This window comes from Kitasatospora sp. NPDC007106 (genome assembly GCF_040634455.1).
GTDB lineage: Bacteria > Actinomycetota > Actinomycetes > Streptomycetales > Streptomycetaceae > Kitasatospora > Kitasatospora arboriphila.
Genome location: NZ_JBEYFP010000130.1, coordinates 1 through 12,686, shown reverse-complemented (window position 1 = coordinate 12,686; position 12,686 = coordinate 1). Strand labels below are relative to the sequence as shown.

10 protein-coding genes are annotated in these 12,686 nt (G+C 74.8%); 3 read left to right on the top strand and 7 right to left on the bottom strand.

From position 1 onward, the window contains the following. Together ABZ641_RS14165 and ABZ641_RS14160 are read right to left on the bottom strand one after the other, a co-directional pair. A partial coding sequence (locus tag ABZ641_RS14165) for an inositol monophosphatase family protein (RefSeq protein WP_359981724.1) occupies nt 1–775 on the bottom strand: 775 nt, incomplete at its 3' end. 29 nt (nt 776–804) lie between these two features. Then, the gene (locus ABZ641_RS14160; RefSeq protein WP_359981721.1) at nt 805–1,941 is read right to left on the bottom strand and encodes a ferrochelatase; all 1,137 of its coding nucleotides are present in this window, start codon (nt 1,939–1,941) and stop codon (nt 805–807) included. Between the two features lie 138 nt (nt 1,942–2,079). Between ABZ641_RS14160 and ABZ641_RS14155 the strand changes: the two genes are divergently transcribed. The 3 genes from ABZ641_RS14155 to sepH all read left to right on the top strand — a co-directional run bounded on the left by ABZ641_RS14155 (nt 2,080) and on the right by sepH (nt 6,266). Further along, a complete protein-coding gene (locus tag ABZ641_RS14155) occupies nt 2,080–3,327 on the top strand; it encodes an MFS transporter (protein WP_359981719.1) in 1,248 nt (415 codons plus the stop codon). A 99-nt stretch (nt 3,328–3,426) separates the two neighbouring features. Next, the gene (locus ABZ641_RS14150) at nt 3,427–4,743 is read left to right on the top strand and encodes a D-arabinono-1,4-lactone oxidase (protein WP_359981716.1); all 1,317 of its coding nucleotides are present in this window, start codon (nt 3,427–3,429) and stop codon (nt 4,741–4,743) included. Nucleotides 4,744–5,192: 449 nt separating this feature from the next. After that, the gene (gene sepH, locus ABZ641_RS14145) at nt 5,193–6,266 is read left to right on the top strand and encodes a septation protein SepH (RefSeq protein WP_344623281.1); all 1,074 of its coding nucleotides are present in this window, start codon (nt 5,193–5,195) and stop codon (nt 6,264–6,266) included. A 117-nt stretch (nt 6,267–6,383) separates the two neighbouring features. On the opposite strand, the gene ABZ641_RS14140 is transcribed toward sepH, so the two are convergent. The 5 genes from ABZ641_RS14140 to ABZ641_RS14120 form a co-directional block, all read right to left on the bottom strand. Continuing rightward, nucleotides 6,384–7,238 carry a sulfurtransferase gene (locus ABZ641_RS14140; protein ID WP_359981713.1) on the bottom strand — a complete coding sequence of 285 codons (855 nt, stop codon included), beginning with the start codon at nt 7,236–7,238 and terminating at the stop codon, nt 6,384–6,386. Between the two features lie 41 nt (nt 7,239–7,279). Further along, entirely contained in the window at nt 7,280–7,927 is a 648-nt protein-coding gene (locus tag ABZ641_RS14135; protein WP_030277373.1) for a thymidine kinase, read from the bottom strand. Nucleotides 7,928–7,975: 48 nt separating this feature from the next. After that, a complete protein-coding gene (locus ABZ641_RS14130) occupies nt 7,976–9,133 on the bottom strand; it encodes a nucleotide pyrophosphatase/phosphodiesterase family protein (protein ID WP_344623279.1) in 1,158 nt (385 codons plus the stop codon). A gap of 14 nt (nt 9,134–9,147) precedes the next feature. Beyond that, nucleotides 9,148–9,738, bottom strand: coding sequence for a DUF5998 family protein (locus ABZ641_RS14125; protein ID WP_030277377.1), 591 nt, complete (start codon nt 9,736–9,738; stop codon nt 9,148–9,150). Nucleotides 9,739–9,862: 124 nt separating this feature from the next. Beyond that, a complete protein-coding gene (locus ABZ641_RS14120; protein ID WP_359981726.1) occupies nt 9,863–12,655 on the bottom strand; it encodes a GNAT family N-acetyltransferase in 2,793 nt (930 codons plus the stop codon). Nucleotides 12,656–12,686: the final 31 nt, after the last annotated feature.

Here is a 12,686-nt window from a genome sequence, read left to right as displayed (position 1 = left end):
CGCCGGGGGCGGCGGCCACCGCGAGGTCGCCGTCGGCGGGCCGGCCGGGACGGCCGCCGGCGAGGGCGCCCGCCTCGCGGGCGATCAGCAGGCCGGCCGCCATGTCCCAGGGCTTGAGGCCGCGCTCGTAGAACGCGTCGACCCGGCCGGCGGCGAGGTCGCACAGGTCGACGGCGGCGGCGCCGGCCCGGCGGATGTCGCGGACCTCGGGCATCAGGGCGAGCAGCACCTCGGCCTGGTGGGCGCGTTCGGCCTGCACGTAGTTGAAGCCGGTGGCGACCAGCGCCTGCCCCCAGGGCGGGGCCGGGCGCACCGCGAGGGGGCGGCCGTCGAGGTCGGCGCCGCCGCCGCGGACGGCCCGGAAGAGTTCGCCGCGGGCGGGCACGGCGACGACCCCGACGACCGCCTCGCCGTCCAGTTCGGCGGCCACGCTGACGCCCCAGGAGGGCAGTCCGTACAGGTAGTTGACGGTGCCGTCGAGCGGGTCGACGACCCAGCGGACGCCGCTGCGGCCGGGCCGGTCGGTGCCCTCCTCGCCGAGGTAGCCGTCCTCGGGACGGCGGGCGGCGATCAGCTCCTGGACGAGCTTCTCGGAGGCGAGGTCCATCTCGGTGACCACGTCGACGGGGCTGCTCTTGGTGGCGGCCACACCGAGGTCGGCCGGGCGGCCGCGGTGCAGCAGCTCGGCCGCGGCGCGGGCGGCCTCCTCGGCGACGGCGAGCAGTTCGGCCGTCAGCGCGGCGGCCTGCGGGTCGGTGGGCGCGGTGCCGGTCACGCGGGGTCCTCCCGGGTACGGGGTGCGGGTCACTGTTCGGCGGCCGCGGGCCGCGGGGCGCGCGGGTTGGGGCAGCAGGCCGCGGCGCAGACGTCGTGGCTGGGGCCGAGGGTGCCGAGGGCGCTGCGGTCGACCGCGGCGCCGCGTTCGGCGGCGGCGCGCTCCAGGACGAGTTCGCGCACCGCGGCGGCGAACCGCGGGTCGGCGCCGACGGTGGCCGCCCGGGCGACCGGCAGGCCGAGCTCGGCGGCCTTCGCGGCGGCCTCGGTGTCGAGGTCGTACTTGACCTCCATGTGGTCGGAGACGAAGCCGATCGGCACCATCACGGCGGCGGGCGCGCCGGCGGCGTGGAGCTCCTCCAGCCGGTCGCAGACGTCCGGCTCCAGCCACGGGACGTGCGGGGCGCCGCTGCGGCTCTGGTAGACGAGCTCCCAGGGGCGGTCGGCGGCGCCGGTGGCCGCGGCGACGGCCTCGGCGACCAGCCGGGCGACGTCGAGGTGCTGGGCGACGTAGGCGCCGCCGGGAGTGTCGCGGGCCGGGTCGTCGGGGGCGCCGGAGCTGTCGGCCATGGCGTTCGGGATCGAGTGCGTGGTGAAGACGAGGTGCGCCCCGGCGCGGACCTCCTCGGGCAGGTCGCCGAGGGCGGCGAGGGTCGCGTCGATCATGGGGCCGACGAAGCCGGGGTGGTTGTAGAAGTGCCGGAGCTTGTCGACGCGCAGTGCGGGCAGGCCGTCGCGGGCGAGCCCGGCGAGGGCGTCGGCGAGGTTCTCGCGGTACTGGCGGCAGCCGGAGTAGCCCGCGTAGGCGCTGGTGGCGAGGGTGAGCACCCGGCGGTGGCCGTCGGCGGCGATCTCCTTCAGGGTGTCGGCCAGGTACGGCGCCCAGTTCCGGTTGCCCCAGTAGACCGGCAGGTCGAGGCCGTGGTCGGCGAAGTCCTTGCGCAGCGCGGCCAGCAGCTCGCGGTTCTGCTCGTTGATCGGGCTGACCCCGCCGAACAGGAAGTAGTGCTTGCCGACCTCGGCGAGGCGCTCCTTGGGGATGCCCCGGCCGCGGGTCACGTTCTCCAGGAACGGCACGACGTCCTCCGGTCCCTCCGGGCCGCCGAAGGAGAGCAGCAGGAGCGCGTCGTAGGGGGCGTGGTCGGTGGCGGTGCGCGAGTCGGACATGGCTCCGATCCTGCCACCCGGCGGGGTCCGGCCGGTGACGGGCCACCCGTCCGCCGGAAATGTCTTCGCGGGCGGCGGCAGGCTGTTCGTAAGCTGTCCATACGAACGACGTTCCTTACCCACTCCTGCGGAGCACCAGTGCTGTCCAGCTACCGCCAGATATTCGCCGCCCCCGGCAGTCTGGCCTTCTCCTCCAGCGGCTTCGTGTCGCGGCTGCCGATCTCCATGACCGGCATCGGCATCGTCACGATGCTCGCCCAGCTCCGCGGCTCGTTCGGGATCGCCGGCGCGGTCTCCGCCGTCCTCGCGGCGGCCGCGGCGGTGCTCGGCCCGCAGGTGTCCCGCCTGGTCGACCGGCACGGGCAGCGGCGGGTCGCGCTGCCGGCCACCTCCGCGGCCGTGGCCTCCGCGGCGGGCCTGCTGGCCAGCGCCCGGCTCGGCGCCCCCGACTGGACGCTCTTCCTCTTCGCCGCCGGCATGGGCGTCATGCCGAGCACCGGGTCGATGGTCCGCGCCCGCTGGGCGCACCTGTACAGCGACCGGCCGGACCGGCTGCACACCGCGTACTCCTTCGAGGCGGTGATGGACGAGGTCTGCTTCATCGTCGGGCCGATCCTCTCCATCGGGCTCGCCACCTCGTTCTTCCCGGAGGCCGGCGTCGCGCTGGCCGCCGTCTTCCTGCTGGTCGGCGTGGTGTGGTTCTGCGCGCAGCGCTCCACCGAGCCGCCCGTCCATCCGGCCGCGCACCACCACGGCGGGTCGGCGATCCGCTCCGCCGGGCTGCAGGTGCTGGTGCTGACCTTCGTCGCCACCGGCGCGATCTTCGGCGCGGTCGAGGTGGTCACCGTCGCCTTCGCCAAGGAGCAGGGCCACACCGCGGCCTCCAGCCTGGTGCTCGCCGTGTACGCGCTGGGCTCCTGCCTGGCCGGGGTGGTGTTCGGCGCGTTCCGGCCGCGCGGGTCGCTGGCCGGCCGGTTCCTCGGCGGGGTCGGCGCGATGGCGGTCGGCATGCTGCCGCTGGTGCTGGCCGCCTCCCTGCTGCACGGCACGGCCGGCCTGGTCGGCATCGGGGCGGCGCTGTTCGTCGCCGGCCTGTCGATCTCCCCGACGATGATCACCGCGATGGCGCTGGTCGAGCGGCTCGTCCCGGCCTCGAAGCTCACCGAGGGGATGACCTGGACGACCACCGGCCTCGCGATCGGCGTCGCGCTCGGCTCCTCGGCGGCGGGCTGGGTGGTGGACGCCGCCGGCGCCGCGACCGCCTACTGGGTGCCCGTCGGGGCCGCCCTGCTCGCCGCGGTCGCCGCCCTGGCCGGACTGCCGCGGCTGCGCGGCGGGCTGGCCGCCCCAGAGCCGGAGCCGGTGGGCACCCCCGCGGCCCGGTGAGCAGCGCCCGAACGGGGTCCTTCGGGGCATGGACCGGGGGCATCCGAGTGACTACGCTCACCCTACCCACTGGTAGTTCGTGAGCAGGAGGCACTCGGCATGCCCCACGGCACCACCACCGGCACCTGGAGCAACTGGGCCGGCAACCAGACCGCCCGGCCCGCCCGGGCGGTCGCTCCCGGCTCCGCCGAGGAGATCGCCGAGACGGTGCGCCGGGCCGCCGAGCAGGGGCAGCGGGTCAAGGCGGTCGGCTCCGGCCACTCCTTCACCGCGATCGCCTCGGCCGGCGACGCCGTGCTGGTGCGCCCGGACGCCCTGACCGCCGTCCGCTCGCTGGACCGCGAGGCCGGCACGGTCACCGTCGAGTCCGGACTGCCGCTCTCCCGGCTCAACCGGCTGCTCGCCGCGGCCGGGCTGTCGCTGACCAACATGGGCGACATCGAGGTGCAGACCGTCGCCGGCGCCACCAGCACGGGCACCCACGGCACCGGCCGGGACTCCGGCTCGCTCGCCGCCCAGATCCGCGCGGTGGAGATCGTCCTCGCCGACGGCAGCATCCGCACCTGCTCCCCGACCGAGGACCCCGAGCTCTTCCAGGGGGCCCGGCTCGGCCTCGGCGCGCTCGGCGTGGTCAGCGCACTGACCTTCGCCGTGGAGCCGGCCTTCCTGCTGACCGCGCACGAGAAGCCGATGCGCTTCGACGAGGTGCTCGCCGGCTTCGACGACCTGGCCTCGGTCAACGAGCACTTCGAGTTCTACTGGTTCCCGCACACCGATCTGTGCACCACCAAGCGGAACAACCGCAGCCCGGGCCCGGCCGCGCCGCTGCCGGGATTCCGGGCCTGGCTGGACGACGACTTCCTGTCCAACACCGTGTGGGAGGGCGTCTGCCGCGTCGGCCGCCGCTTCCCCGCCGCGATCCCGACCATCGCCCAGGTCGCCGGCCGGGCCTGGTCCGAGCGCACCTACACCGACACCGCGTACAAGGTGTTCACCAGTCCGCGGAAGGTCCGCTTCATCGAGATGGAGTACGCGGTGCCGCGGGAGGCCGCGACCACCGTGCTGCGCGAGCTGAAGGCGCTGGTGGAACGCTCCGACTGGCGGATCAGCTTCCCGGTGGAGGTCCGGGTGGCGCCCGCGGACGACCTGTGGCTGTCCACCGCGAGCGGCCGCGACAGCGTGTACATCGCCGTCCACCTGTACCGGGGCACCGCCGACAGCGGCTACTTCAGCGAGGTGGAGCGGCTCATGACGGCGCACCAGGGACGCCCACACTGGGGCAAGCTGCACACCCGCGACGCCGAGTACCTGGCCGGTGCGTACCCGCACTTCGGCGACTTCACGGCGCTGCGGGACAAGGTCGACCCGGGCCGGGTGTTCGCCAACGACTACCTCCGCCGGGTGCTCGGGGACTGACGGAGGATCGGCAGCAGTTTCCTCGCTCACGCGCCGGAGACTCGAACAATCCTGTCGATCCTGCACGGCACGGGACACAACGGGCGAAATTCTGCTTCAGCCCGGTCGATATATGTGAAGATGATCACCGTTCGACGATCGCGAAGCGCTCAACGGTGTGGCCGCTCTTGAGATTCCGGTGAATCGGGGGAGACTTGAGCGGCGAGCCGCCCCGCTGGGTGCCACGAATGGAGTACTGTTCGTTGGGCCTGAGCCTTCGGCGTTCCTGTTGACTGCCCGTCTGACAGTGGCCTAGGGGCCCGGGCGCGACGTCGACCGGCGACGTGGCGAACAGGCAACCGTGCCACAGCGGCGTGCCCGGGTGTAAGCCCGACACGCCGGGTAACTCTGCAAGGTTGTGGCCAGTCGCAGGCGGGCAGGCCACACTCAGTACGGGAGCAGCGACGCAGGTGACGTCGGCAGGCACCACCCGGGAGGTAACCGTGCCCGAACTGCGCGTCGTGGCCGTCAGCAACGACGGCACACGGCTGGTGCTCAAGGCTGCCGACAGCACGGAGTACACCCTCCCCATCGACGAGCGGCTGCGCGCCGCCGTCCGCGGCGACCGACCGCGCCTCGGCCAGATCGAGATCGAGGTCGAGAGCCACCTGCGGCCCCGTGACATCCAGGCGCGGATACGAGCCGGTGCCTCCGCGGAGGAGGTCGCACAGGCGGCGGGGATCTCCGTCGAACGGGTCCGCCGCTTCGAGGGCCCGGTGCTGGCCGAGCGCGCCTTCATGGCCGAACGCGCCCGCAAGACCGCGATCCGTCGGCACGGCGAGTCCACCGGCCCGCAGCTCGGCGAGGCCGTCGCCGAGCGGCTGACCCTGCGCGCCGCCGAGAAGGACACCGAGCGGTGGGACTCCTGGCGCCGCGACGACGGCACCTGGGAGGTCATCCTCAGCTACCGCGCGGACGGCGAGCACCGCCGCGCCAGCTGGACGTACGACCCGCCGCGCCGCCTCGTCCAGCCGAACGACGACGAGGCACGCGCCCTGATCGGCGAGAACGTCGACCGCGACGAGGACTCGGTCTTCCCGTTCATCCCGCGGATCGCCCGGCTCCCCCAGGAGCGGCCGGCCCGCGCGATGATCGAACGGCCCTCCGCCGACCGGATCATGTCCGGCCGGGAGGTCCGCGAGGCCAGGGAGGCGTCCGCGGAGAACCGCGACTCGCTGACCAGCCTGCTCGACGTGGTGCCCGCCTACCGCGGCGACCTCGCGATCGGCCCCGCGCCGGAGCCGGTGATCGCCGCCGAGGAGCCGGAGGAGGCCGAGGAGCCGGCCGCCCCCGCGGCCAGCGTCGGCGCCGGGTCGGCCTACGCCGACATCCTCATGCCGCGGGCGGTCGCCCCGCACCGCGAGCGGCTGGTCGGCACCACCGACCGGCAGGCCGAGGCCGACGGCGTCCGCCCCGGCCGCCGCGCCACCGTGCCCAGCTGGGACGAGATCGTCTTCGGCAGCCGGCGCAAGAAGCAGGAGTAACCGGACCACGCACACGCAGGGGCGGCTTCCCGTACGGGAGGCCGCCCCTGCTGCCGTCCTGGTGCCTGTCCTCAGGGGTGAGCCGCATTCGTCAGGAGCACCCTCGGAAGACGGCCCCTAACCCGGGAGGTCGCCGGTGGCCGCCGGGCGGGCCGGATCGCCGGACCACTCGCTCCACGAGCCCGGGTAGAGCACCGCGCCGGTGATCCCCGCGCTCTCCAGCGCCAGCAGCTCGTGCGCCGCCGTCACCCCCGAGCCGCAGTACACGCCGAGCGGCACCGAGCCGTCCGCACCGAGCGCGGCGAACCGGGCCGCCAGCTCCGCCCGGGGACGGAAGGTGCCGTCCGCCGCCACGTTCTCCGCCGTAGGCGCCGACACCGCACCCGGGACGTGGCCCGCCCGCGGGTCGATCGGCTCCACCTCGCCGCGGTACCGCTCCCCCGCCCGGGCGTCCAGCAGCACGCCCTTGCGCGCCAGCTCCGCCGCGCCGTCCGCGTCCACCGTCGGCAGCGACCCGGGCACCGGCACGAAGTCGCCGGCCCCGTCGGCCGGGCGCTCCACCGACTCGGGCCGCCCCGCCGCCCGCCACGCCGCCAGACCGCCGTCCAGCACCCGCACCCCGTCGTGCCCCGCCCAGCGCAGCAGCCACCACGCCCGCGCCGCCGACATCGCCGGGCCCGCGTCGTACACCACCACCGGCCGACCCGCCGACACCCCGGCCCGGCGCAGCGCCGCGCCCAGCACCGCCGGGTCGGGCAGCGGATGCCGGCCGGCCGGGCCGGGCGGGGCGGCCAGCTCGGTGTCCAGGTCCAGGTAGTGCGCACCGGGCAGGTGCCCGGCCGCGTACTCGCCCGCGCCGGGCGGGCCGCCCAACTGCCAGCGGACGTCGAGCAGGACGGGCGGCGTCGGCCCCGCCAGGGCGGCGGCCAGCTCGTCGACGGAGATCAGCGGGGAAACACCCGAGGAAGTCATGTCCGCCATTGTGGCAAGACCGGGCCGCCGCCGACGGACCGTCAGCCCTCGAACGGCAGCACGTCGGGGGAGAGCACCGACGCCCGGGCGGTCGCCGCCGTCAACCGCCGCCGGTGGTGGCGCCGGCAGAGCACCTCGTAGCCGATCTGGTCCTCCGAGACCGCCACGTCGCCGACCACCACCTGCGCGCCCTCGACGACCATCACCCCGCCGACCGTCCTCGCGTTGTGCGTCGCCCGCGCCCCGCACCAGCAGAGCGCCTCCACCTGCAGCACCTCGACCCGGTCCGCCAGCTCGATCAGCCGCTGCGACCCCGGGAACAGCTTCGTCCGGAAGTCCGTCGTGATGCCGAACGTGTAGACGTCAATGCCGAGTTCGTCGACCACCCGGGCCAACTGGTCGATCTGCTCCGCCGAGAAGAACTGCGCCTCGTCGCAGATCAGGTAGTCCGCCTTGCCGCCCGCCGACAGCAGGTGCACCACGTGCGCCTGGAAGTCGAAGTCGTCGGCGACCTCCACCGCGTCCGCGCGCAGCCCCAGCCGGCTGGAGATCGTCGCCGCGCCCGCCCGGTCGTGCCGGGTGAAGATGATGCCCTGGCGGCCGCGCGCCGCGTGGTTGTGGTCCATCTGCAGCGCCAGCGTCGACTTGCCGCAGTCCATCGTGCCCGAGAAGAACACCAGTTCAGCCATGGGTGGGACGAGGGCCTTTCGATCGTGGGACGGGCGGTGCGGACAGCATCAGGTACGGACGTCGAGCAGCGGCACCAGCTGCTCCACCGCGGTCATCGACCCGTGCAGGCCGACCATCGAGGACTCCCCCGGCTCGTTCCGCGAGGCGACCACCGCGATGTCGTCCCGCGCCGCCGCCACCACGTCGCCGATCCGCGGCAGCACCCGCTCGTCCACCACCGGACCGAACCAGCCGGCCGCGACCGCCTGCTCCCGGGTGGCCACCCACATCCGGTCGCCCAGCACCTCGCTCCAGACCGTGTGGACGTCCGCCGCCGCCCCCGGCACCGCGTACACGTGCCGCGCCCGGCCCTCGCCGCCCAGCAGCGCCACGCCCGCCGACAGCTCCCAGTCCTCGTCGAAGTCGACCCGGTCCTCCGGCGCGATGTCGATCATGCCGTGGTCCGCCGTCACGTACAGCGCCGACCGCGGCGGCAACTGCTCCGCCAGCCGCTTCACCAGCCGGTCCACCGTGTTCAGCGTCATCCGCCACTCGTCCGAGTCCACCCCGAACCGGTGGCCGGCCCCGTCCAGCTCGCTCACGTACGTGTAGACCAGCGCCCGGTCGTTCCGCGCCAGCCAGCGCGCCGCCTCGTCCATCCGCTCCTCGCCGGTCGTCCGGCCCAGGAACGTCCCGCCCGAGAGCGCGACCTGCGTCAACGGCGTCTGCGAGAACAACGGCGAGGACACCTGCGCCGTCGCCACGCCCGCCCGCGACACCCGCTCGAACACCGTCGGGTGCGGCTGCCACTCCCGCGGCGGCACCGGCGGCACCCAGCGCAACTGGTTCATCAGCTCGTTCCGGCCCGGAACCCGCACCGTGTACCCGGCCAGGCCGTGCACCCCGGGCGTCAGCCCCGTCCCCACCGAGGCCAGCGAGGTCGCCGTCGTCGACGGGAACCCCGACGTGATCGGACTCGCCCCGGCCGACAGCGACGTCAGGAACGGCGCGTACTCCGGATGCCTGCGGACGAGCTCCCAGCCCATGCCGTCCACCAGGAACACGCAGACCCGGTCCGCCGGCTCCAGCAGCAGCCCGCTCTCGAAGCCGGGCACGCCGAGGCCGGCCGCCACCGCCGGCAGCAGGTCCGCCAGCGAACCGCAGCCGTACGCCGGAGCCGGGGCGTCCGAAGGATCGAGGATCTCGAAGGCGTCGTAACCGAGCATGCGTGACGGCGGCCTCAGACCCGGTCGGCGATCGTCGCCTCGGACAGCGCCCGCGCGAACACCAGCGCCTGCGACACCGTCTCCGGACCGTCACCCGCCTCCGACACCCGCAGCGACAGGTCGTCCGCCGTCGCCGACCCCGTGTACCCGTGGTCCGCGTCGCAATTCGGGTCCGAACAACCCGCCGGCTCCAGGTCCAGGCGCTGCACCGCACCCCAGCCGATCGTGAGCACCACCTCGCGCGGCAGCGTCCCCGGCGTGTACGTCTCCGGGTTCGCCACCATGCGGCTCACCACCACCGAATTGATCCGGTCCAACCGGACGCTCTCGGTCGACGTCGTCGCGTACGGCACGGGGGTCGCCGCGTCGCCGTTCTGCTCGTCCGTGTGGCTCACCACGAAGCGCGACGGGGTCAGCACCAACACCGTCACGTGCCGGCGGACCTCGTTCGCGTCGAACGTCGTCTCCTGGTGCACCAGGTAGGAGCTGATCGGCTCGGGGCCCACCGCGGACTCCACGGCCTCGGACACCAGGGCCGGGTAGTAGCCGCTGCGCTCGATCGCCGACCGCAGGTCCTGCGTGGTGGTGGTACCGGTCTTGGCCATGTCTCCATCCTGGCATGTCCCGCCGACGAAGCGGGCGGCACTGCGCCGAGCTTCCGGACCCGCCTTGCCGGGCCCGCCCTGCGGGGGGCTGGTCAGCGCCGCCGAGCGGCGCAGCCAAGCAAGGTTACAGGCTGCTCATCGCCCGCGGACCCAGATCCGTCCGCACCGGCAGCGGCGCGATCCGCACCACCGCCCCCAGCACCGCCAGCCCCTGCGGCGCCACCACCACCGGCTCCAGATCCACCGACGCCACCTCCGGCAGGTCGTCCACCAGCCGCGACACCCGCAGCAGCAACTCCTCCAGCGCCCCGGTGTCCACCGGATCCGCGCCCCGCCAACCGAACAGCAGCGGAGCCGCCCGCACCTCCCGGATCAGCGCCGCCACGTCCCGGTCCGTCGCCGGCACCAGGCGGTGCGCCAGATCACCCAGCAACTCCGCCGGCGCCCCCGCCAGACCGAAACTCAGGATCGCGCCCACCGCCGGATCCACCGCCGCCCCGATCACCGTGTCCACCCCGCGCGGCGCCAGCTGCTGCACCACCAGCCGCGCCTGCGCCGCCCCGCCCAGCAACGCGTCCAGCTCCCGGTGCGCCCGCCGCAGCCCCTCCTCGCCGTCCAGGTCCAGCCGCACGCTCCCCAGGTCCGGCCGGTGCCGCAGGTGGTCCGCCGTCGCCTTCAACGCCACCGGATAGCCCAGCCGCCGCGCCGCCCGCACCGCCGACTCCTCGTCCGGCGCCGGCAGCACCGGCCGCACCGCGATCCCGTAGCAGCCCAGCAGCGCCTCCGCGTCCGCCTCCGGCAGCGTGAACCGGGCCCCGCCCGGCTGCGTCCGCGCCGCCACCGCCAGCCGCGTGCCCAGCGCCCCCTCCACCAGCGCCCGCGCCCGCGCCTCGTCGATCCCCTCCAGCTCGGGGATCCGCGCCGTCCGCTCCGCCTCCGCGCTGCGCCGGCGCCACTCGGCGTAGTGCACCGCGTTCGCCAGGGCGTGCACCGCCCGCTCCGGCGCCGGGAACGCCGGGATCCGGCCCGCCCGCAGCCGCTCCGCCAGGCCTCCCAGTGCCAGGTGCGTCAGCAGCAGCGGCTTGCCCAGCTCCCGGGCCCGCTCCCCGGCGTCCAGCAGCGCCGCCGCGACCTCCGGCTCGTCGTCCGGCTCCGGTGCCCCGCCGCCGTGCACCCCGATCGGCGGGATCGCCACCGCGATCACCGCGTCCACCGCCGGGTCGCCCAGCGCCGTCCCCAGCGCGATCCGGAAGTTCTCCCCCGTGGCCGCCGTCGTCAGGTCCACCGGCGACCGCGGCCGCAGCCCGCTGCCCAGGCACGCGTCGTACGTCAGCAGCCCCAGCGAGTCCGAGTTCCCCACCACCGCCACCCGGTCGCCCGCCGGCAGCGGCTGGCCCGCCAGCAGCTCCCCCGTGTCGAACAGGTCGGTGATCGTCTCCACCCGCACCACCCCGGCCTGCCGGAACAGCGCGTCCACCGTCGCGTCCCGCAGCCGGCTCGACGCCGGCTGCACCGCGTGCCCCGGCGGCAGGCTCCCGGTGTGCCGCGCCCCCTTGACCACCACCACCGGCTTCGACGTGGCCAGCCGCCGGGCGATCCGCGTGAACTTCCGCGGATTGCCGAACGACTCCATGTACATCAGCACCACCTCGGTGGCGGCGTCCTCCTCCCAGAACTGCAGCATGTCGTTGCCCGACACGTCCGCCCGGTTCCCCACCGAGGCGAACGACGACACCCCGAGGCCCCGCCGGTGCGCCGCCTCCAGCAGCGCCACCCCGATCGCCCCCGACTGGCAGAACACCCCGAACGGGCCGCGGGCCGGCAGCACCGGCGCCAGCGACGCGTTCAGCGGCCGCTCCGGGTCCGTCGACACCAGCCCGAAGGCGTTCGGGCCCACCACCCGCATCCCCGCCGCCCGCGCCTGCCGCACCAGCGCCCGCTGCCGGTCCCGCCCCTCCGGACCGGTCTCCGCGTACCCGGCCGTCACCACCACCAGGCCCTGCACCCCGTGCGCGCCGCAGTCCGCCACCACCGCCGGGACGGCCGCCTCCGGCACCGCCACCAGCGCCAGGTCCACCGGCCCCGGGATCTCCAGCAGCGACCGGTGCACCGGCACCCCGTCCAGCACCGTCCCGTCCGGCGCGCTCCGGTTCACCGCGTACAGCTCGCCGTGGAACCCGGCCAGGCTGCGCAACAGGCCGCGCCCCACCGACTGCGGATTGCGCGACACCCCGACCACCGCCACCGACCGCGGCGTCAGCAACCGCTGGACCGAGCGGGCCTCGGCCCGGTGCTCCCGGCCGCGCATCACCGCCAGCGAGGCCGCCGTCGGCTCCAGGTCGAACTCCAGGTGCACCACGCCGTCGGCGAAGCTGCGGTGCTGGGTGTAGCCGGCGTCGGTGAAGACCTTCACCATCTTGCGGTTCTCCGGCAGCACCTCCGCGGTGAACCGGCGGATGCCGCGCTCCTGGGCGACCGCCGCGATGTGCTCCAGCAGCGCCGAGGCGACGCCGCGGCCCTGGTGGGCGTCCTGCACCAGGAAGGCCACCTCGGCGTCGGTGCCGGTGGTGGAGGGGCGGCCGTCCTCGTCGATCCGGTCGTAGCGGACGGTGGCGATGAACCGGTCCCGCACCACCGCCGCCAGGCCCACCCGGTTCACGTAGTCGTGGTGGGTGAAGCGCCGCACGTCCTTGTCGGACAGCCGCGGGTACGGGGCGAAGAAGCGGAAGTACTTCGACTGCTCGGAGACCTGCTCGTAGAACTCGACCAGCCGCTCGGCGTCGGTCGGGGTGATCGGCCGGATCCGGGCCGCGCCGCCGTCGCGCAGCAGGACGTCGGCCTCCCAGTGCTGGGGGTAGCCGGTCTCGTCGGCCGGGTCGGTGCCCGGCTCGTCGGCCGGGTCGGTGCCCGGCTCGATGGCCGGGTCGGTGCCCGGCTCGATGGCCGGG